The sequence below is a fragment of the Mycobacterium sp. ITM-2016-00316 genome, from assembly GCF_002968335.2.
Lineage (GTDB): Bacteria > Actinomycetota > Actinomycetes > Mycobacteriales > Mycobacteriaceae > Mycobacterium.
On the sequence record NZ_CP134398.1, the window covers coordinates 3,208,833 to 3,227,628 of the forward strand.

Sequence of the window (18,796 nt, forward strand, 5' to 3'; positions counted from 1 at the left end):
CCGCTCACGTGCGGTGACGGCCATGACCCACTGAGCGGACACGTTATCGGCGGCGCCATGCCGTCAGGTGTTTACTTTGCACGCTGCATGTTTCCCGGCAGCGGACCCAGTTCGAGGAGCAGGCGATGCCGCGTGTACCCGTAATCGTGACCTTCACGGCCGCCGTGGCCCTGACCGGCCTCGCGACGAGCACATCAGCCGGGGCGGACACCTCGGACTGGGGTCTCAACGGCACCTACACCGCCACGTCGAATGGCGAATGGGCACGCAAGAACGAGGTCTTCTACGACCAGGCGAGCCTGCGCAGCACCTGGACGGTCGAGGCACAGTGCAGCTACCCCGGAGAATGCACGGGCACCGTCGTCAGCGATTTCGGCTGGACCGCGCCGATCTATCAGAAGAGCGGGGTCTGGTACGTCAAGCACACGGTCGAGGGGTGGATCCCCTGCCCCGACGGCAGCGCGGCACCCGGGCTCCAGGTTTTCCGGTTCAAGCCGATGACGCCGGAAGGCGCCACCGTCGATCCGAACTCGAACACTCTGGTCGGCGAGGATGTCACCACCGGCCCCAGTGGAGCGTGCGGGGTGAACAAACCGGTGTACATCAACATGCCGTTCAAGCTGGTCAAGATCAACTGAGCCGGGCAAATCACCTGGGCATCAGCTCTTCCCAGCTCTGCGGGGCCGGTTGCACCAGATTTGGCTGGGTGTAGACCTTGCCATCCGGGGCCGCATATTGTCCGGTCGCAGGGTTGTAGGTCGCGAAGGCCACCGCGGGTCCCCCCTCTGTCGAGGAGTGCGCGCCACTGGGAACCGCCGGCACGGCACCTCCCTCAGCAGGCGGTGTCACGACTTCGGCTGCATCCGGTGGCGGCATGGGGGTGCCCTCCATCGGACCGTGGATCTGGTCCTCGAAGGTGATCCGATCATCGATCGGCACACCCTGGGCGATGAGGTTGGGGTCGATCGGGTACGGGCCGGTGGCGTGCTGGCGCATCGCCAGCGGCTCGTAGGGTCGGTCACTCTCACAGATCTCGACGGTCGGCGCGCGCTTTCCAGGCTTGGCCATGCACGGGAAGTTCCGCGCCCCGCGCACGCCGATCGGAGAATCCTGCGGAAGCTTGCAGTACAGCCCCTCCGGAGTGTCCACATCAGTCAGGTCCGACGGTGACCGCCAGGACGAAGGTGGCAGGAAACCCACCGAACAGGCCGGAGGATCGCCGAGGGTCAAGGTGAACTCCGACAGTGCCATTCCGGTCGGATTCTGCAGGGATGACCCATAGGACTGGGTGGCTGCCAGATACGGCGGCAGCAGCACGAGGAGTTGCTCGATCGAGGGATGGTAGGTGAGGCCGATCTGACCGACGGTGGTGAGATTGGCGAGCAGCACCGGCAGCGTCGGCTTGATCTGGTTGAGCAGCCGCGAAGCCTCATTGGCGGCACCCGCCCCGGTGTGCAGGATCGTGCGTACATCCTGATCCCGGTCTGCGATCTGTCCGGTGATCCCGGCCAGGCTCCTTGCCCACAACCGGATCGAATCGACTTTCTCGGCCTGGCCGTCCAACAGCGGGCGGCCGTCCTCGACCAGGTCGCGGGCGTTGTCCGCCGCACCGTTGAGCCCGGCCGCCAGTTGGCCGGAGGCATCGAACAGGGCGCCGAGATCATCGCCGGTTCCGTTGAGCGCGCTGAATGATTCATCGAGCAGATCGCCGAGCTTTCCCGTCGGGATGCTGTCGACCAACGCACTCATCTGATCGAGCATGGGCCCGACGGCTTGGGGCAGCGATGCATTCTCCGCGGTGATGACCGAGCCGTCTTCCAGGTAGGGCCCGTCTTCGGTGCGTGGCACCAGGTCCACATACTGCTCGCCGACCGCCGACACACTGCGGACATTGGCCGCAAGATCGGCGGGGATCTTCGGTGATCGCTGCAGCGACATCGTCACCTCGGCGCCGCCGCGAGTCGGCCTGATCGCGGTGACCTTTCCGACCTCGACACCCCGATAGGTCACGTTCGAGAACTGGTAGAGGCCGCCCGTCGCGGGAACCTGCAGCGTGATCTCGATCCGGCCGAGGCCGAGCAGCATGGGAACCTGCAGGTAGACGAAAATCATTGTGCCGACACCGATCACCGAGGCGATCGTGAAGATGATCAGCTGGTTGCGGACAAAACGCGTCAACATCAGTTGCCTCCTTCGGCCGGCGCCATGGCATGGTCGACCGGCGCGGACTGAACCGGATCTGTTGGCGGGGCGTCGATGAGCGGCGGAATGGCGGCCACCTCGTTCGGAATCGGTGTGAAGGGCGCCGTCAGCGGATCGCGGGTATAGGTCGAATACCAGGGATCGCCGGGGGCCGGAACCAACGACGCATCAGGGTCTCCCCACCTGGTGCCGAGGAGCATTCCCTTTTTCAGTCGCGGAATCGTGAAATCGAACACGATGAATTGATTCATGTAGTCGCCGCGGATGCCTCGATCGATGAATTCCTGCGTGTAGGGGTAGGTCGGCAGGTAGGTCAGTGCCGTCGCCAGGTCGGGGCCCACATCGGCCAGCGCGCGCACCGTCGGTTCGAGGTTCTGGAGATTGCGCACGATATCGGCCTGCGACTCGTTGATGAGTTGTGACGCGGTATCGCTGAAGGTGCCCAGTTTCGTCAATGCACTGGTGATTCGGGGTCGCTGCTCGTTGAGTACATCCAGTGCCGCCGGGATACGGTTCAGTGCGCTGGTGAGCACACCGCGTTGACCGGCAAACGTCCCGGCGAGTCGGTTCAGCGCCGAGATGGTCTCGATGATGTTGTCCTGCTGCCTGTCCAGCAGACCGATCACCGTGTTCATCCGGGTGAGCAGGTCGCGGATCTGGACCTGACGGCCGTCGAGTGCAGCGTTGAAACTTCTGACGATGTCACCGATCTGAGTAAGTCCACCACCATTGGCCACCACCGAGAGGGAGGACAGCGTCTCTTCGGTCGAGGGGTAGGTCGACGCCCTGTTGAGGGGAATCGTGGCGCCCGGTTCCAGCCGGCCCGCCGGCTCCTCGCCCAACGGCGGATCGAGCGCCAGATGCATGGACCCGAGCAGACTGGTCTGGCCCACGGTGGCGACGGCATTCGCCGGGACCGACGCGCCGGGCTTGACAGAGATCTCGACGTCGGCGCTCCAGTTGTCCACCGTCATCCTGCGGACCGTTCCGATGACGACATCGTCGACCATGACGGGCGAATTGGATTCGAGGGTAGCCACATTGGCGATCTGGACCCGGTAGGTCGTCGCGTCCGACGCGGTCCCCACCGTGCCAGGCAACGGCAGCGAGTTGATGCCGTTGAACGAGCACCCGGACAACACCAGCACCGCGCAACAGGCGATCGCGGCCGACCTGCGCGCTGCCTTGGGTGCCATCACGGGGTGCCTCCTGGAGATGGTGCCGCGGCACCGGCCTCGGCGGGGAGCAGCAGCTCCGTCAGATTGGACGCAGCAGGGGCCGGCGGCGCGGGCGCACCGGGCGGGATGGGCGCACCCGGATAGAGCGCCGGCGTGCGGGCGGCAGGTAGTCCGTTCGGGGCATACGCACCCGGCGGCTGGGGCGGATCGGTCCAGCCTGGCGGTGGCGGCATGTCGCCCGCACCGGTATAGGCCGATACGGCAGGCGCTATCTCGGCCGGGAGGGGGGCTGCACCGGCGCCGCCAGGTGCCAGGTTCGGATCGGAATAGATCACATTCTTCGGCGCCGGCCCCAGATAAGCGTTGAACGGCAACGGCAGATGGTTGAAATTCATCAGTCGCAGCGCAGGCCCCAGATACTGCGCGCAGGCCTTTCCGGACTCGGCGGCGGTGACGTTCTCGACGGCCGCGATCGCCGAGCAGACCGTTGCGACTGGGTTGGAGAAGTTGTTCATCGCGAACGATCCACGAGGGCCGCCGGAATCGGGGTTGTAGATGTTGTAGCCGTTGACCAGAGCGTTCGGTGCCGCGTGCAAAATGTTCTTGACCGCCATGCTGTTGTCGGAGAGCACCTGCGTCACATTCGCGAGACGCTCGATCTGCTCTGCGGTCTGGTCACGTGATCCGGCAACGAAGCGCTGGACCTTGCCGACGGCCATGGACAGCTCTGTGATGGCCGAATCCAGATCGCTTCGACTGCCGTCCACGACACTGGTCACGTCGGCGAGACGATCCTGAAACTGCACGATCTGAGTGTTGCTGTCGCGCAAGGCGGTGACGAACACCTGGAGGTTCTTGATGACATCGACGATGTCTCCGCTGCCCGCACCGAGGACTCTGCCGACATCTGACAGCTGGGTGATGGTCTCGCGCAGCCGGTCTCCGTTGCCGGCCATGGCATCTGCAGTGCTGTCGATGAAGCGGCCCAAGGAGGTGCCCGATATGCCACTAGCCGGGCCGAGTTCGGCTGCGAGCCGGGTCAGTTGCTCCTTGATATCGTCCCACTCGACCGGGATCGCCGTGCGGTCCTCGCCGATCTCGGCACCGTCTGCCATGGTGGCACCGCTGGACTCCGGTGACACGCCGTACGCGGGTGTCAGCTGCACATAGCGTGCGGAGACGAGGTTGGGAGCCACGATGATGGCCTTGGCATCGGCCGGCACCGGCACATCGCGGTCGACCTTCAACGTGACCCTGGTTCGGGTGCCCAGCGGTTCGATCTCGTCGATGGTGCCGACGCGGACGCCTACGACACGCACCTCATCGCCGGGATAGATGGCAGTCGCGGACGTGAAGTAGGCCGTGATCGTCTTCGGGCTCAGGAACTGCCGGTAGGCAACGAAGCCGAGGCCGGTCACCAGGATCGCGACGATCGCGAGGACGGTCACCTTTCTGGCCCGCGGACCGAGAGCCATCATCGCGAACCTCCGGGGATGCCGTTGTAGGGGAACGGGAATTCCGCGCGGGGGCCGGCGTTGTCCGGCGGCTGCCCCGCGTCGACACCGCGACGGAACCCGAGTGCGTAGTCGAGGAACGGTTGAACAGCAGGTCCGGGCAACAGGTTCGATGCAAAACCGTAGTAGTAGAACCCGTTGTTGACCGCTTCACCCTGAGTCAGCTGGTATTTGGCCAGCCCGTTGAGCGATTTGGTCAGATTGTCCCGATTGCGTTCGAGCACCTCGGAGACACGGTTGAGTTGTTCGAGGGTGGGCGCGAGTTCCTGCTCGTTCTCATCCACCAGGGCGGACAACTGCTGAGCTACCGCTGTTGTGTTGGCGAGCAAATTGACGATCGCATACCGACGATCCTGCAGCACGCCGAGCAGGTCGTTGGCGTTCAGTAGCAGGCTGTTCACCTGTTGGCTTCGCTCCGAGAGTATTCCGGTGACATCGGCGGCGGCCGAGAGCAGACCGCTCAACGACTCGTTGCGGCTGTTCAGCGATTTCGACAGCCGGCTCACACCGTCGAACGTCGGGCCCAGCTGGGGCGCAAGCCGTTCAATTGTGTCGGACAACACATCCAGCGATTGGTTGATGGCCGCAGTATCCGTCTGGGCGGTGTTGGCGGTGAACTCATTGAGCGCTTCGGTCAACGAGTAAGGGGACGACGTGCGCGCCAACGGAATCACTCCGAGGGCCCGCATGCGGTCGTTACCACGCGGTTCGACCACCAGGACCCGCTCGCCGAGAAGTGTGCCGATTCCGATTTGCGCGATGGTGTCGGTGCCGAGGCGGATCTTGCTGTTGACAGCGAAGGTCACCAGCGCCGTACCCTTGTCGAGTTCGACATCGGACACGGCGCCCACCGTGACGCCGGAGATCTTGACGTTGTTACCGGCGGTGAGTCCGCCCGCTTCGGCAAAGACGGCCTGGTACCGGACCGAGGTGGCCATCGCCACCAACTGTTGGGGTTGCAACCCGACAGCGATGATCAGCACGATCAGCACCAGTCCGATGAATCCTGAACGCACCAGGGATGATTGACGGTATTTGAGCATCAGGGTTCCCCGCACCTTCCGGTGTTCTGGATGACCCATGGGAAGTGGGCTGTACGTCCCTGCAGATCGGACACCCGAATCGAGATTCCACAGAGATAGAGATTGAGCCAGCTCCCATAGGAGCCGAGCCGGACCAGTTTCCGGTAATTCTGCGGGGTCTTCTGCAGCACGAGGTCAAGACGGGCCAGGTCGGTGTCATTGGCCAGCAGCGGCGCGAGTCGAGTGAGCTGGTCCACCGTTCCCGACAACGGCGGGCGCGCCTCGGTGAGCAGGCCGGCCAGCGAGGCTGTCCCGTTGTCCAGTGCGGTGATGGCCTCGCCGATCGGGTCGCGCTCCTGTGCGAGACCCGTGACCAGACGCTCCAGCCCGTCCACCACACCGGAGAACTGCTCCCCGTCCTTGGACAACACGGCCAGTGTGTCGTTGAGATTGTCGATGAGGCTCTCCACGGTCTGCCCGTTGTCGGCCAGCGCGTTGGTGAATGACGATGTCCGAGCGAACAACGACTCCAGGTCACCACCCTGGCCCTGCAGAATCTGGATCAGCGAACCGGTCAGGGCGTTGACATCGTCGGGGTTGAGTCCCTGGATGACCGGCTTGAGACCGCCGAGCAGAAGGTCGAGGTTCAACGCAGGCTCGGTCTGATCGACCCCGAAGAGCGATCCGGGTGGCCGGATTCTCGTCGATCCGGGTTGATCGAGGAGTTCGAGATAGCGGTCCCCGACCAAGTTCAGATAGCGCACGGCCACCTTGGTGTTCTCGGTGAGGCGGATGTTGTCATCGGCGTCGAACGCGACCAGGACAGTGTTGTCCGATTGCAGTTCCACATCCTGGACCGTGCCCACCCGGATACCGGAAACCCTGACCGAGTCACCGGATTTCAGACTAGATGCATCCCGGAACAGTGCCGAGTAGCCCACGGTGGATCCCGACCGGTACTGACTGAAGATGGCGAACAACCCCGCGGTCAGCACGACCATCGTGAGGGCGAATGCTCCGAACTTGATCGCCGTCCTGGCAAGCGCGCTCATCCGGGCTGCCCCACCTGGGCGGAGTTGCGGGGCGGCCCGTCGATCGGGCCGAACAGTGCCTGTTTGAGGCCGTCGGAGTTGAGCAAGATCCCCTCATTGCCGTACTGGGCAGGGTTGGCATTGACATCGGCGATCACGAACGGCGGGCTCTTCTGGAAGGGCACCTTGGGGAGGTCGGTGCACTGCGGTCCGCCGGTGGCCGCCACCTTGGGCAGGTTCTGCGGATAGCGGTAGCGCTCCTGCCCGAGGACGATCGACTGGAGGAGCACTCCACCGGGCAGTGGCGTGCCCGGGGCTTTGGCCAACTGCACCGCACCGCCGAGCCCGCAGGTCAACGCCGGGTTGTACTGGTTGGTCAAATCGGTTGTCGGGACGAGCAGGTGCATGACGTCGGTGATCGCCTCCCGGTTGACACCGACCACTTCGGTGCCGGTATCGGCCAGGCCGATGACGCTCACCAGCAGGGCGTCGAGGTTTTGTCGTTCGTCGACCAGTGTCTCGCTCATCCGTGTTGCGGCATCGACGGTCGTGATCAGGTCAGCCGACGCATCCGCGTAGGCCGCGGTGACCTCGGGTGCAATGGTGATTTCGTGCTCCATGGTCGGCAGGCTCGGATCGATCTTTGCGAGGAATTCGTCGAAATCCACCAGCATCTGGCCGATCTGGTCGCCTCGGCCGTCCATCGCCGTGGCCAATGCACCCAGGGTCTCGTTGAGTTTGGTGGGCTCGATCTTCTTCAACACCGTCGACAGCTGTTCGAAGACCGTGTTGATCTCGACGGTGACGTGGCCGGCGTCGAGCACCTGTCCGGGCCGCAGTGCCTGCGCCGACGGGTTGGGCGGAGACACCAATTCCACGAACTTCGAGCCGAAGACCGTGGTGGACGCAATGTCCACCCGGACGTTGGCGGGGATGATCTCCATATATGACGGATCCATGGCCAGGTGCAGTGCGGCACGACCGTCGTCGAGAGATTCGATCGATTGAACCGAACCTACCTGCGCGCCATTCAGTTTGACCTTGGCATCGGCGTTCATCACCAGGCCCGCACGTTCGGACAGCACGGTGACCGGAACGGTCTCGGTGAAGCTCCCCCGGAACAACCCGACCGAGAGCGCCACGACAGCGACGCCCGCGCCCACGGTCACCAGGCCCACAAGGGGACGTCTGACATTCGAACTCATCGCCATCTGCGCTCCGCCCTATCCCGACAGGTTGAAGTTGCCGTTGGAGCCGTAGATCGACAGCGACACCAGCAACGTCACCGAGATCACGACGATGAGGGAGGCGCGCACCGCATTACCCACTGCGACCCCGACACCGGAGGGACCGCCACTGGCGAAGTACCCGAAGTAGGTGTGGACCAGGAGAACCGCGATCGCCATCAGAATCGCCTGCAGGAACGACCACAACAGATCCACCGGGTTGAGGAACGTCGAGAAATAGTGGTTGTACAGGCCCGCGGACTGGCCGAATAGCCCCACGGTGATCAGCTTGCTGGCCACGAACGACAGGATCACCGCGATCGAGTAGAGCGGCGTGATGGCGATCATGCCGGCGATGATGCGGGTGCTGACCAGGTACTCGACGGGACGGATCGCCATGGCGTCCAGCGCGTCGATCTCTTCGTTGATCCGCATCGCGCCCAATTGCGCCGTGACACCGGCGCCGAAGGTGGCGGCCAGCCCGATGCCCGCTACGACGGGGGCCGATATCCTGACGTTGATGAATGCCGCCAGAAATCCGGTCAGCGCTTCGATCCCGATGTCGCCCAACGAGCTGTAGCCCTGCACGGCCAGGGTGCCGCCGGCAGCGAGGGTGAGGAACCCGACGATTACCACCGTCCCGCCGATCATCGCCAACGTGCCTGCACCCATGCTGATCTCGGCGACCAGGCGGATGACCTCACGCCGGTAGTGGATTACCGCATGGGGCACACCGGCCAGCGAACGGCCATAGAACATCGTGTGGTCACCGATCCGCCCGAGAGAGCTGACCGGCCTGTTCAGTTCCCGCGCCAAGTGCGGGCGAAGCGCTCGTGTAGGGGTCATCGCCTAGTCCGATGTCATCTGGATGCCGATGGCGGTGACCAGGACGTTGACCACGAACAGTGCCATGAAGGCGTAGACCACCGTCTCGTTGACCGCGTTGCCGACCGCTTTCGCTCCGCCACCGCTGATCATCAGACCGCGATAGCAGGCCACCAGCCCGGCGATCAGGCCGAACAGCCCGGCCTTGACGCACGAGATGATCACCTCGGGCACACCCGTCAGAAGCGTGATGCCGGCCGCGAAGGCGCCGGGATTGACGCCCTGGATGAAGATGGAGAACACATAGCCGCCCAGGATCCCGATGATCACCACCAGGCTGTTGAGCAGCAGGGCGACCAGTCCGGAAGCGAGCATCCGCGGCGTCACCAACCGCTGAACAGGGTTGATGCCGAGTACCTCCATCGCGTCGATCTCCTCGCGAACCGTCCGGGACCCGAGGTCCGCGCACATCGCGGTCGCACCGGCACCGGCCACGATCAGCACCGTCACCATCGGGCCGACCTGGGTGACCGCGCCGAACGCCGCACCGGCACCGGACAGATCGGCCGCACCCAGTTCACGCAGCAGGATGTTCAAGGTGAAGCTGACCAGCACGGTGAACGGAACCGCGACGAGGATCGTCGGCATCAGCGACACCCGGGCCACGAACCAGGACTGCTCCAGAAACTCTCGGCCCTGGAACGGACGCTGAAAGAGGAACTTGACGGCATCGGCGGACATGGCCAACAGACCGCCGATGGCTCGCATCGGTCCCGATCCGCCCGATCGGAAGATCGGCAGTCCCGAGGACCAACGGTCCTGCGCCTTGCTGACCATGTACCGAAGAACCTCCACGACTGGTTTCGCCGAACCTCACAACCGGCCTGTCGGCACGCTGACCCCAGAACGGTGACAGCCGGGCATGATCTGCGGCACACTGCGTCCCATCCACCGGGAAGCGTCACACCGCGGCAAGGTGGTCAGGCGGGAACCTGGCGTCCCGTCGAGAAGAACGAGAGTTCACCACCTGATGAGGAGCTGCGCTGTGTCTGTATCCGCCCACTCCGGGCCCACCCTCCCGCGCTACGACGACCGACGGGTGCTGATCACCGGCGGCGGTTCCGGTATCGGACAAGCCTGTGTGCTGCGGATCCTGGCCGAGGGTGGTCAGGTGGTGGCAGCAGACATCAGCCCGGAGGGCCTCGCGGACACCGCCGCCAAGGCAGGCGAGGTCGCCGGACGCCTCACCACTCTCGTGATGGACATCAGCGACGAGGCGTCGGTGCGTACCGGCATCGCGGAAGCCGTCGCAGCGCTCGGCGGCCTCGACACCCTCGTCAACGCGGCCGGCATCCTTCGCTCGTCGCACCTGGCAGACACCACACTGGCGGACTTCGAGCAGGTGCTCCGCATCAACCTCGTCGGGACCTTTTTAGTCACCCGGGAAGCCATCGCCGCCCTGCATGATGGCAACGGCCCGTCGGTGGTCAACTTCAGCTCCACCTCCGCTCATTTCGCGCACCCGTACATGGCGGCCTACGCGGCATCCAAGGGCGGCGTGCTGTCCATGACGCACGCCTGGGCAATGGAGTTCGCGAAGGCCGGAATCCGGTTCAATTGCGTTCAGCCCGGCTCGATTTCGTCCGGAATGACCGATGGCTCCGGGTCGGCGCGGCAGAGCGTCGGCCCCGGCCTGCCCGCGGATGCCGACTTCGGACTGTTCGGCAAGGTCGCACCCATGCTGCCGCTGGCCGACGGCGCGATCTTCGCCAAGCCGGATGCGGTCGCCGGAGTAGTGGCGATGCTCGGCAGCAACGACGCCTACTTCATCACCGGCACCGAGGTTCGGATCGACGGTGGATCACACATGTAGGCGCGCCCGGTCCGGGCCCGAGACAAGGAGTCAGAAGTGAGGTTCACGAGACTGCTGGCGGCGTTGTCCATGCTGACAACGACCGGCCTGGGGGCGGCACCGATGAGCCAGGCAGAGCCGTTCTTCGCCAACTATCAGATGCTGATCCCGGATCGGTACGACTTTCACACCTGGACATGGGCAGTCTCGCATTGCATCCCGGCTGCAGCTGACTGCGCGCACATCAGCGCGATCCCGATGCCGGTGGCCAAGGCGTTCGAATACACCGGAGAAGCCCATCTCGCGGATGGCCGGTACACGCTGACGGTCGATGTTCCCGATGGTTTACGTTGCGACAACATCTATTACGGCCCGGTCATCCCCACCCGGGACATCTATTCCTGGGATGCCGTGACACTGCAGGGCACCCTCTCGTCGTCCTTCGCCGCCGGTTGCGGTGGCACACCCAGCGGCACCTTCACCTATCCGTTCTCGCTCGTACGGCTGTAACCGACCACGCTGGACGTACCCCCAAAATGAGCATTCACCCTTGTGAACCAACAGGTTCCGCCTGCGCGAACGACGTCCACTCACCAGAACACCTTGTGCAATAACTCGCTTTCACCCTTCATTGTGTGGACGATCACATCTCTCACCGAAGGGTCCCGGATCATGCAACCAGCCGCAGCCGCGCAATCGTCGGCCAAAAGATCGCCCAGAAGCACTCCCCCTCAACGGATGTCACGCAATATCAAGACCACCGCTCGGGCCGGCCGATATGGCGGCATCGCGGTGTCCGCATGGCTCGTGACCGCGGTCGCCACCGGACACGGTGTGGCCGCCGCGGACGACGCGGCATCGGCGACGACATCCTCAGGTGGTACGTCGACGTCCGCGACCACCGAGACATCGCCATCGGGGTCCGGCCCCACCCAGCGGAGCGGACCGAAGCGGCCGATGACGGCCTCGACGCCAAAGACACAGCCCAGGTCGGCCACGGCGGGTTCACCGTCATCGAGTACCTCGCCGGAAACAGACACTGCGGCAACGGAAGAGCCGACCGACAGCGAGGCACAGATCGATCCGCATCACGCTCCCGGCACGGTGGCACCCGTGACGTCCGCCGACGGTCCGGTCACCGCGCCGCCCGCACCGCTCGCCGGCAGGAAGGGGCCCACCGCATCGCGGCGGTCGGCGATGACGGCGACCTCGGCGCCGATCACGGCCACTGTGACCGCCGCCTCTGGCCGCGCTGGCCGGCACCTGGCCGCGGTTCCTACCCCTTCGGCACCGATCAGCAGCAGCACCGCCACCGCCACGGTCGAGACATCGTCGGGGTTGCCCGTGACCCAGTCCGCAGCACCCGCCGCGCTGGCCGTAGCGACAACACAGAAACTCGCGTTGCCCGCGGCACTCCCGACAACCGGGCCGCTGGCCTTCATCAACAAGGTGGTGACCGGATTCTTCAATGCGGTCCTGGGCCCCGTCATCGGGTCGTCGCCGACACCCTCCGGGCAATCGCCGTTCGCGTGGGCCTTGCTGGCGTTCGTGCGGCGGGGCTTTTTCAACCAGTCACCGGTCATTTCATCGGTACAGATCGGCGCGCAGAGCTCCACGGGCGTCATCACCGGCAACATCGACGCGGTCGACCCCGACGAGCTCGGCAAGACCGTCCAGATTCGCTCCAGCGTGTATGCCGGCGCAGCGGTGCCGACCGACTGCGGGTGCGCCCCGGAGCCAGGTTTGATCGGACTGTCGTTCACCAACCCGGCCATTCTCGGAGGAGCGCCGGGCGACAATTGGCATGCTCCGGCGGCGGTGGACAACACCTGCGCCTACCTGAACCCCGAGGACTACAGCGTCGCCTTCTACCGCGGAACCGAAACAGGTGAGGTGACCATCGACGGCCTCGGAACCGGTCATGTCGTCCTCAAGTTCGACGGAACGCTGCTGGAAGGTGGCGCCAGCGAGCAGTCGTTCGCGACATTGGTGCCCGAACTCGGGACCGGCGACCTCAGAGGCGTGACCGGAACCGTAACCAGCGTGAGCAGTTTCAACCCGGACGGCTCGCTCAACGGCGTCCTCACCGGCACGGTGGTCCGCCCGGAGGTGCGCTACGTCGTGGTCGGAACTCCCTCGCACGGCACGGTCACCGTGGACGAACTCACCGGGGCCTTCACCTACACACCCGATCCCGAGTTAGCCGCAAAGGGCGGTGCGGATTCGTTCAAGGTGGTGGCGACCGATAACAGGTTCAACGTCCTGAAGCTGTTCAAGCCTTTCAACGGCGATCCGGTGAAGACGATCACCCTGAACGTCATCAGCACCTCGGTTTGACGTGTTTTGTTGCCGAACGCCGTCGCGTGCCTCGGTACGCGACGGCGTTCGCGTACCGGACCGACAGACACCGCAGTGTCCAGACAGGCGCGAACACGATGGCGACCCGCGACCCGCAGGCCGGATATCGGGCAGGTCAGGCGATGAGACAGACTCGTCACGATGAGTCTCAAGTTCCGACGCGGAAACCCGTCGGACCCGGAACCGGTGGTCGACGTGCCGGAGTGGTTCAGTGCCGCCCTGGCTGTCCGGCCGGTGCATTCCGCGATCGACGTCCGCGGGTGCCGCATCCAGCTGCGCATGTGGGGCGATCCCGATAAACCACCGCTGGTCTTCGTCCACGGTGGCGGCGCACACTCCGGATGGTGGGATCACCTCGCTCCCCTGTTCACCGCCACCCACCGGATCGTGGCTCTCGACCTGAGCGGGCACGGTGACAGCGGCACGCGCCCGCAGTACTCCATGTCGATGTGGGCGCGCGAGGTTCTCGCCGCGGCGGAGGCATCCGGGTCGTCGGCTCGGCCCGCTGTCGTGGGGCACAGCATGGGCGGATGGGTTGGTGCGGCGGCCGCCACCCGGTACGGGAAGCAGATTGACAGCGTGCTGGTCATCGATTCACCGCTGCGCGACCGCGTTCCCGAGGAGTCGCGGTTGGCCAACCGTCGCCGTGACAGTCCCGGATACCGCACCGAGGCAGAGATCCTGGCCCGCTTCCGAGCGGTGCCCACCCAAGCGGTGACACTGCCGTTCATCGAACGCCATATCGCCGCACAGTCGGTGCGCAAGGCCGACAGCGGATGGGTGTGGAAGTTCGACCCCGAGATCTTCGGCGGCCTGCGGTTGGAGGAGACGCCGGCCGACGAGGAGATCCTGGAGAACGTCTTCGCCCGAATTCCCTGCCGGATAGGGTATTTACGGTGTGAGAACGGTCTGGTGCCACCGCCGATGGCCGACCAGATCCGTTCCCTGCTGCAATTGCGGGGTCCGTTCGTCGAACTCGCCGAGGCGGGGCATCACCCGATGCTGGACCAACCGCTCCCGCTGGTGGCGACCATCCGTACCCTGCTCGAGTTCTGGTCCATCACGTAGATCGGCGGGACGAGGTTTGACGGTGCGCCGAGTGGGCATGCCTGCAGGCGTGCCTGACGACGTACATCCCCCTGCCGTGTTGTTCGATGTCGACGGCACCTTGATCGATTCGAACTATCTGCACGTCCACGCGTGGCACCGTGCGTTCACCGATCTGCGAATTCCGGTGCAGAGCTGGCAGATTCACCGTTCCATCGGCATGGACGGCGAGAAGCTGCTGGACACGTTGGCCGCTGGAGCAGAAGAAGATTCGCGCAACCGGCTCAAAGAGCTCCACAAGCTGTACTACCAGGAGACGGCATCCCTGCTGTCTCCGTTGCCTGGTGCACGCGACATCCTGGACCGTATCGATTCTCTGGGACTACAAGTCGTGTTGGCCACCTCCGCTCCCGAAGATGAGTTCGCCACGCTACGCGCCGTGCTCGACCGTGACGACCTGATCTCCACCGCGACCTCAGCGCAGGATGTCGAGACGGCAAAGCCCGAGCCCGATATCGTCCAGATCGCTCTGGAACGCGCGCAGGTCGGTCCGCAGCGCGCCGTATTCGTCGGCGACGCCGTATGGGATGCAAAGGCCAGCGTCGCTGCCGGGGTGGCCTGCATCGGCGTTCTCAGCGGGGGTGTCTCACGCGGCGAGCTTGAGCAAGCCGGCGCCGAGGTGGTGTTCGACGACGCACTCGACCTCTTCACCCATCTCGGCGACAGCCCCGTGCAACGCCTGCTCGACCTCCGCTGACGGTTCTTGCGCGCCTGAGCGCATGACCCGCTGGACCGACGCGGGAACAATCCGAACCGCCGCTGAGTTGAGTGCAACAGAATCAACTTTGGAGGATTGATGTCTGAACCCATCTCCGTCCCGGTCGTGTTCGTCCGTGAGCCCATCCTGCTGCCAGGAATGGTGGTGCCCATCGAGCTCGACGACGCCGCCCGGGCCGCGGTCGACGCCGCCCAGTCCAGCGACTCCGGACAGCTGTTGATCGCCCCGCGTCTGGATGACCGCTACCCCACCTACGGTGTGCTGGCCTCGATCGTGCAGGTCGGGCGCATTCCCGGCGGCGGTGCCGCTGCCGTCGTCAAGGGCGAACGACGTGCCCACATCGGCACCGGGACCACCGGACCGGGCGCGGCGCTGTGGGTGGAAGTCACCGAAGTGGCCGACGCCGAGGCCACCGAGGAGACCCGCGCGCTGGCCGCCGAGTACAAAAAGCTGCTGCTGGCGATGCTGCAGCGGCGCGAGGCGTGGCAGATCGTCGACGTGGTCAACAAGATCACCGATCCGGCCGCCATGGCCGATACGGCCGGCTACGCGTCGTACCTGACCGATGTGCAAAAACGTGAACTGCTGGAGACCGAGGATGTCTCGCAGCGGCTGCGTCAACTCATCGAGTGGACGGGTGAACACCTGGCCGAGGTCGAGGTCAACGACAAGATCGCCGAGGACGTCCGGTCCGGGATGGACAAGCAGCAGAAGGAATTCCTGCTGCGCCAGCAGCTCGCCGCCATCCGCAAGGAATTGGGTGAGGGCGAACCGGAAGGCTCAGACGATTACCGGGCCCGTGTCGAGGCCGCCGATCTGCCGGAGAAGGTCCGCGAGGCCGCGCTGCGCGAGGTGGGCAAGCTGGAACGCTCCAGCGACCAGAGCCCCGAAGGCGGCTGGATCCGCGCCTGGCTGGACACCGTCCTGGACCTGCCCTGGAGTGTCACGACCGAGGATTCGACCGACCTGAAGTCGGCCCGCGAGATCCTGGATGCCGACCACCACGGCCTCGACGACGTCAAGGACCGCATCGTCGAGTACCTGGCCGTGCGGGCCCGCCGCGCGCAGCGCAACATGTCGGTCGTCGGTGGCCGCGGCTCCGGTGCCGTCATGGTGCTGGCCGGCCCTCCCGGTGTCGGCAAGACCTCACTGGGCGAATCCGTGGCACGGGCGTTGGGCCGCAAGTTCGTTCGGGTCGCGCTCGGCGGCGTGCGCGACGAGGCGGAGATCCGCGGCCACCGGCGCACCTACGTCGGCGCGCTGCCCGGCCGTATCGTCCGCGCCATCGGCGAGGCCGGTTCGATGAACCCCGTGGTGCTGCTCGACGAGATCGACAAGGTCGGCTCGGATTACCGCGGCGACCCGTCGTCGGCCCTGCTCGAGGTGCTGGATCCGGCGCAGAACCACACGTTCCGCGACCACTACCTGGAGCTGGATCTGGACCTGAGCGATGTGGTGTTCCTGGCGACGGCCAACGTCATCGAGAACATCCCGTCGGCGCTGCTGGACCGCATGGAGCTGATCCAGATCGACGGCTACACCGAGGACGACAAGGTGGCCATCGCGCGGGATTACCTGCTGCCCCGACAGGCCGAACGGGCCGCGCTGACCTCCGATGAGGTCACACTCACCGATGCGGCGCTGCGCAAGATCGCCGCGGACTACACCCGCGAACCGGGGGTGCGGCAGTTCGAGCGGTTGCTGGCCAAGGCATTGCGCAAGGTCACCACGAAGCTGGCACCTGGAGGAATCACCAACCTCATCGTCGATGAGCCGGATCTCGTCGAGTACCTGGGCCGTCCGCGGTTCACGCCGGACTCCGACGAACGCACCGCTGTGCCCGGTGTGGCGACCGGGCTGGCCGTCACCGGCCTGGGTGGCGATGTGCTCTACATCGAGGCCGGCGCCGTGGATGCCGAACCGGGCTTGAAGCTGACCGGACAGCTGGGTGACGTCATGAAGGAATCGGCGCAGATCGCGCTGTCCTACGTGCGGGCCCACGCCGCACAGTTGGGCGTCGACCCGAAGGCCCTGGATCGCCAGATCCATGTGCACGTGCCCGCCGGCGCGGTGCCCAAGGACGGCCCGTCGGCGGGTGTCACCATGGTGACGGCGCTGGTCTCGATGGCCACCGGCCGGCAGGTCCGCGGTGACGTCGGCATGACCGGTGAGGTCACGCTGAACGGCCGGGTGCTGCCGATCGGCGGCGTCAAGCAGAAGTTGCTGGCCGCGCAACGAGCGGGGCTGAAGACGGTCTTCATTCCGCAGCGCAACGAGCCGGATCTCGACGAGGTCCCGGCCGAGGTGTTGCAGGCGCTGGAGGTCAGGCCGATGACCGATGTCGCCGAGATCGTCGCGCTGGCGCTGGAGCCGGTGACCGAGGCGGCCACCCAGGCTGCCTGACCCTTGCCCCCGCGAGCAGTCACAAATGGCCCCAGATCCGACGGATCTGTGGGCCATTTGTGACTGCTCGCGCCGCTAGGGTGACCCGATGGCCGACAAGACACATCACTACGAGCTCGACATCACCTGGACCGGAAACACCGGTTCGGGCACCAGCGGCTACCGCGATTACGAACGAGCCCACGACATCAGCGCACCGGGGAAACCCACCATCGCCGGCACCGCCGACCCGGCGTTCTGCGGTGTGCCCGAGCGCTGGAACCCCGAGGAACTCCTGGTGGCGTCGCTGTCGCAGTGCCACATGCTGTGGGTGCTGGCGTTGTGCGCCCAAGCCGGTGTCACGGTGACCGGCTACACCGACCACCCGTCGGGCACCATGGCCCAGACCGCCGACGGTGGCGGGTATTTCACCGACGTCGTGCTGCGTCCGACCGTGCACATCACCGATGCGCACCAGGCCGAGACCCTCACCGACATCCACGAGCGCGCACACGAACTCTGTTTCATCGCCAACTCGGTGAATTTCGACGTCGGCTGCCAGCCGCGTGTCGTTGTCCAGGTGTGAGGTCCGGCCACCGCATAGACTCGGCTGACCAGCGACTCGGGGAGCCCGATGGCCGATTTCAACACCACCAAACGCCGCGTCGTGCACGCGGTTCAGCGCCGTGTCGTCAACCCGATCGGGCGCAGGCTACCCGTCACCATGCTGGAGACGATCGGGCGCACATCCGGTCTGCCCCGGCGCACCGCCGTCGGCGGCCGGGTCATCGACGACCAGTTCTGGATGGTGTCCGAGCACGGGGAGCATTCGCACTACGTGCTGAACATCAAAGCCAATCCTGCTGTCCGGGTGCGTATCCGAGGGCGGTGGCGCACCGGCACCGCGCACCTGCTGCCCTCCGATGACCCGATTGCCCGGCTGGCCCACCTGCCCCAGCTCAACAGCTCGATGGTCCGGGTGATGGGCAGCGACCTCCTCACTGTCCGCATCGACCTGGACTAGCACGATGGCCTACGACGAGGACCTCGCCGAGCGCATCCGGGAACTGCTGGCGACCACCGCCGGCGTCGACGAGAAACGTATGTTCGGTGGCCTGGCCTTCCTCGTGCACGGCCATATGGCCGTCTGCGTGTCCGGCTCCGGGGGCCTGATGGTGCGGGTACCGGCCGAGGACACCGCTACACTGCTCACCCGCGCACACGTCACACGGATGGTGATGGCGGGCAGGGAAACTCGGGGCTGGATCCGCGTGGCGGCGGTCGGCCTGACCACGAAACGGCAGTTGCAACCGTGGGTGACCCGCGGTGTCGAACACGCCTCGAGCCTGCCGCCCAAGTAGGCCCGGTTAGCCCCCGGAGC

The 18,796-nt window shown here is 65.4% G+C and carries 20 protein-coding genes; 10 read left to right on the forward strand and 10 right to left on the reverse strand.

Annotated elements, in window-relative coordinates:
• Window positions 1-125 precede the first annotated feature (125 nt).
• Entirely contained in the window at window positions 126-638 is a 513-nt protein-coding gene (locus tag C6A86_RS15500; protein WP_105361924.1) for a hypothetical protein, read from the forward strand.
• A 10-nt stretch (window positions 639-648) separates the two neighbouring features.
• Here the strand turns inward: C6A86_RS15500 and C6A86_RS15505 are convergent, their stop codons facing one another.
• Genes C6A86_RS15505 through C6A86_RS15540 form a run of 8 tightly spaced genes read right to left on the reverse strand, consistent with a single transcriptional unit; the run spans window position 649 to window position 9,835 of the window.
• Window positions 649-2,181 (reverse strand): MCE family protein, encoded by a 1,533-nt coding sequence (locus tag C6A86_RS15505; RefSeq protein ID WP_105361923.1) that lies wholly within the window; start codon window positions 2,179-2,181, stop codon window positions 649-651.
• Window positions 2,181-3,398: an MCE family protein gene (locus tag C6A86_RS15510; RefSeq protein ID WP_105361922.1), complete on the reverse strand. Its 1,218-nt coding sequence runs from the start codon at window positions 3,396-3,398 to the stop codon at window positions 2,181-2,183. Before C6A86_RS15510 ends, C6A86_RS15505 begins: the two co-directional genes overlap by 1 nt.
• Complete coding sequence (locus C6A86_RS15515; RefSeq protein WP_105361921.1) at window positions 3,398-4,855, reverse strand: MCE family protein; 1,458 nt, start codon at window positions 4,853-4,855, stop codon at window positions 3,398-3,400. Before C6A86_RS15515 ends, C6A86_RS15510 begins: the two co-directional genes overlap by 1 nt.
• Entirely contained in the window at window positions 4,855-5,937 is a 1,083-nt protein-coding gene (locus tag C6A86_RS15520; RefSeq protein ID WP_311100743.1) for an MCE family protein, read from the reverse strand. The genes C6A86_RS15515 and C6A86_RS15520 overlap by 1 nt, the downstream gene beginning before the upstream one ends.
• Window positions 5,937-6,968 carry an MCE family protein gene (locus C6A86_RS15525; RefSeq protein WP_105361480.1) on the reverse strand — a complete coding sequence of 344 codons (1,032 nt, stop codon included), beginning with the start codon at window positions 6,966-6,968 and terminating at the stop codon, window positions 5,937-5,939. The genes C6A86_RS15520 and C6A86_RS15525 overlap by 1 nt, the downstream gene beginning before the upstream one ends.
• The gene (locus C6A86_RS15530) at window positions 6,965-8,152 is read right to left on the reverse strand and encodes an MCE family protein (RefSeq protein ID WP_105361481.1); all 1,188 of its coding nucleotides are present in this window, start codon (window positions 8,150-8,152) and stop codon (window positions 6,965-6,967) included. Before C6A86_RS15530 ends, C6A86_RS15525 begins: the two co-directional genes overlap by 4 nt.
• An 18-nt stretch (window positions 8,153-8,170) precedes the next feature.
• Window positions 8,171-9,019 (reverse strand): ABC transporter permease, encoded by an 849-nt coding sequence (locus tag C6A86_RS15535; RefSeq protein ID WP_105361479.1) that lies wholly within the window; start codon window positions 9,017-9,019, stop codon window positions 8,171-8,173.
• Window positions 9,020-9,022: 3 nt separating this feature from the next.
• A complete protein-coding gene (locus tag C6A86_RS15540; protein ID WP_311101227.1) occupies window positions 9,023-9,835 on the reverse strand; it encodes an ABC transporter permease in 813 nt (270 codons plus the stop codon).
• Between the two features lie 262 nt (window positions 9,836-10,097).
• On the opposite strand from C6A86_RS15540, the gene C6A86_RS15545 reads away from it, so the two are divergent.
• Window positions 10,098-10,871: an SDR family NAD(P)-dependent oxidoreductase gene (locus C6A86_RS15545; RefSeq protein WP_233212872.1), complete on the forward strand. Its 774-nt coding sequence runs from the start codon at window positions 10,098-10,100 to the stop codon at window positions 10,869-10,871.
• Between the two features lie 69 nt (window positions 10,872-10,940).
• Window positions 10,941-11,360 (forward strand): hypothetical protein, encoded by a 420-nt coding sequence (locus C6A86_RS15550; RefSeq protein ID WP_105361872.1) that lies wholly within the window; start codon window positions 10,941-10,943, stop codon window positions 11,358-11,360.
• A 221-nt stretch (window positions 11,361-11,581) separates the two neighbouring features.
• On the opposite strand, the gene C6A86_RS15555 is transcribed toward C6A86_RS15550, so the two are convergent.
• Both C6A86_RS15555 and C6A86_RS15560 read right to left on the reverse strand, forming a co-directional pair.
• On the reverse strand, window positions 11,582-11,890 hold the full coding sequence (locus tag C6A86_RS15555) for a hypothetical protein (RefSeq protein WP_105361871.1): 309 nt from the start codon (window positions 11,888-11,890) through the stop codon (window positions 11,582-11,584).
• Window positions 11,891-11,938: 48 nt separating this feature from the next.
• Window positions 11,939-12,169: a hypothetical protein gene (locus tag C6A86_RS15560; protein WP_142406890.1), complete on the reverse strand. Its 231-nt coding sequence runs from the start codon at window positions 12,167-12,169 to the stop codon at window positions 11,939-11,941.
• Between the two features lie 25 nt (window positions 12,170-12,194).
• On the opposite strand from C6A86_RS15560, the gene C6A86_RS15565 reads away from it, so the two are divergent.
• The 7 genes from C6A86_RS15565 (at window position 12,195) to C6A86_RS15595 (ending at window position 18,776) form a co-directional block, all read left to right on the forward strand.
• Window positions 12,195-13,187, forward strand: a complete 993-nt coding sequence (locus C6A86_RS15565) for an Ig-like domain-containing protein (protein WP_142406889.1) — start codon at window positions 12,195-12,197, stop codon at window positions 13,185-13,187.
• 162 nt (window positions 13,188-13,349) lie between these two features.
• Window positions 13,350-14,276 (forward strand): alpha/beta fold hydrolase, encoded by a 927-nt coding sequence (locus tag C6A86_RS15570; protein WP_105361868.1) that lies wholly within the window; start codon window positions 13,350-13,352, stop codon window positions 14,274-14,276.
• Between the two features lie 37 nt (window positions 14,277-14,313).
• Window positions 14,314-15,012 carry an HAD family hydrolase gene (locus C6A86_RS15575; protein ID WP_105361867.1) on the forward strand — a complete coding sequence of 233 codons (699 nt, stop codon included), beginning with the start codon at window positions 14,314-14,316 and terminating at the stop codon, window positions 15,010-15,012.
• A 99-nt stretch (window positions 15,013-15,111) separates the two neighbouring features.
• Window positions 15,112-17,436, forward strand: coding sequence for an endopeptidase La (gene lon, locus C6A86_RS15580; RefSeq protein WP_105361866.1), 2,325 nt, complete (start codon window positions 15,112-15,114; stop codon window positions 17,434-17,436).
• Between the two features lie 88 nt (window positions 17,437-17,524).
• Complete coding sequence (locus C6A86_RS15585) at window positions 17,525-18,001, forward strand: OsmC family protein (protein WP_105361865.1); 477 nt, start codon at window positions 17,525-17,527, stop codon at window positions 17,999-18,001.
• Between the two features lie 48 nt (window positions 18,002-18,049).
• Window positions 18,050-18,439, forward strand: a complete 390-nt coding sequence (locus tag C6A86_RS15590) for a nitroreductase/quinone reductase family protein (protein WP_311100746.1) — start codon at window positions 18,050-18,052, stop codon at window positions 18,437-18,439.
• A 4-nt stretch (window positions 18,440-18,443) separates the two neighbouring features.
• Entirely contained in the window at window positions 18,444-18,776 is a 333-nt protein-coding gene (locus tag C6A86_RS15595; RefSeq protein ID WP_311100747.1) for a TfoX/Sxy family protein, read from the forward strand.
• The last annotated feature ends 20 nt before the right edge of the window (window positions 18,777-18,796 follow it).

What these genes read in the sequence shown, in the direction of transcription:
- C6A86_RS15500 (WP_105361924.1), top strand. Translation starts at nt 126, where the DNA reads ATGCCGCGTGTACCCGTAATCGTGACCTTCACGGCCGCCGTGGCCCTG.
- C6A86_RS15505 (WP_105361923.1), bottom strand. Translation starts at nt 2,181, where the DNA reads ATGTTGACGCGTTTTGTCCGCAACCAGCTGATCATCTTCACGATCGCC.
- C6A86_RS15510 (WP_105361922.1), bottom strand. Translation starts at nt 3,398, where the DNA reads ATGGCACCCAAGGCAGCGCGCAGGTCGGCCGCGATCGCCTGTTGCGCG.
- C6A86_RS15515 (WP_105361921.1), bottom strand. Translation starts at nt 4,855, where the DNA reads ATGGCTCTCGGTCCGCGGGCCAGAAAGGTGACCGTCCTCGCGATCGTC.
- C6A86_RS15520 (WP_311100743.1), bottom strand. Translation starts at nt 5,937, where the DNA reads ATGCTCAAATACCGTCAATCATCCCTGGTGCGTTCAGGATTCATCGGA.
- C6A86_RS15525 (WP_105361480.1), bottom strand. Translation starts at nt 6,968, where the DNA reads ATGAGCGCGCTTGCCAGGACGGCGATCAAGTTCGGAGCATTCGCCCTC.
- C6A86_RS15530 (WP_105361481.1), bottom strand. Translation starts at nt 8,152, where the DNA reads ATGAGTTCGAATGTCAGACGTCCCCTTGTGGGCCTGGTGACCGTGGGC.
- C6A86_RS15535 (WP_105361479.1), bottom strand. Translation starts at nt 9,019, where the DNA reads ATGACCCCTACACGAGCGCTTCGCCCGCACTTGGCGCGGGAACTGAAC.
- C6A86_RS15540 (WP_311101227.1), bottom strand. Translation starts at nt 9,835, where the DNA reads ATGGTCAGCAAGGCGCAGGACCGTTGGTCCTCGGGACTGCCGATCTTC.
- C6A86_RS15550 (WP_105361872.1), top strand. Translation starts at nt 10,941, where the DNA reads ATGCTGACAACGACCGGCCTGGGGGCGGCACCGATGAGCCAGGCAGAG.
- C6A86_RS15570 (WP_105361868.1), top strand. Translation starts at nt 13,350, where the DNA reads ATGAGTCTCAAGTTCCGACGCGGAAACCCGTCGGACCCGGAACCGGTG.
- C6A86_RS15575 (WP_105361867.1), top strand. Translation starts at nt 14,314, where the DNA reads ATGCCTGCAGGCGTGCCTGACGACGTACATCCCCCTGCCGTGTTGTTC.
- lon (WP_105361866.1), top strand. Translation starts at nt 15,112, where the DNA reads ATGTCTGAACCCATCTCCGTCCCGGTCGTGTTCGTCCGTGAGCCCATC.
- C6A86_RS15585 (WP_105361865.1), top strand. Translation starts at nt 17,525, where the DNA reads ATGGCCGACAAGACACATCACTACGAGCTCGACATCACCTGGACCGGA.
- C6A86_RS15590 (WP_311100746.1), top strand. Translation starts at nt 18,050, where the DNA reads ATGGCCGATTTCAACACCACCAAACGCCGCGTCGTGCACGCGGTTCAG.
- C6A86_RS15595 (WP_311100747.1), top strand. Translation starts at nt 18,444, where the DNA reads ATGGCCTACGACGAGGACCTCGCCGAGCGCATCCGGGAACTGCTGGCG.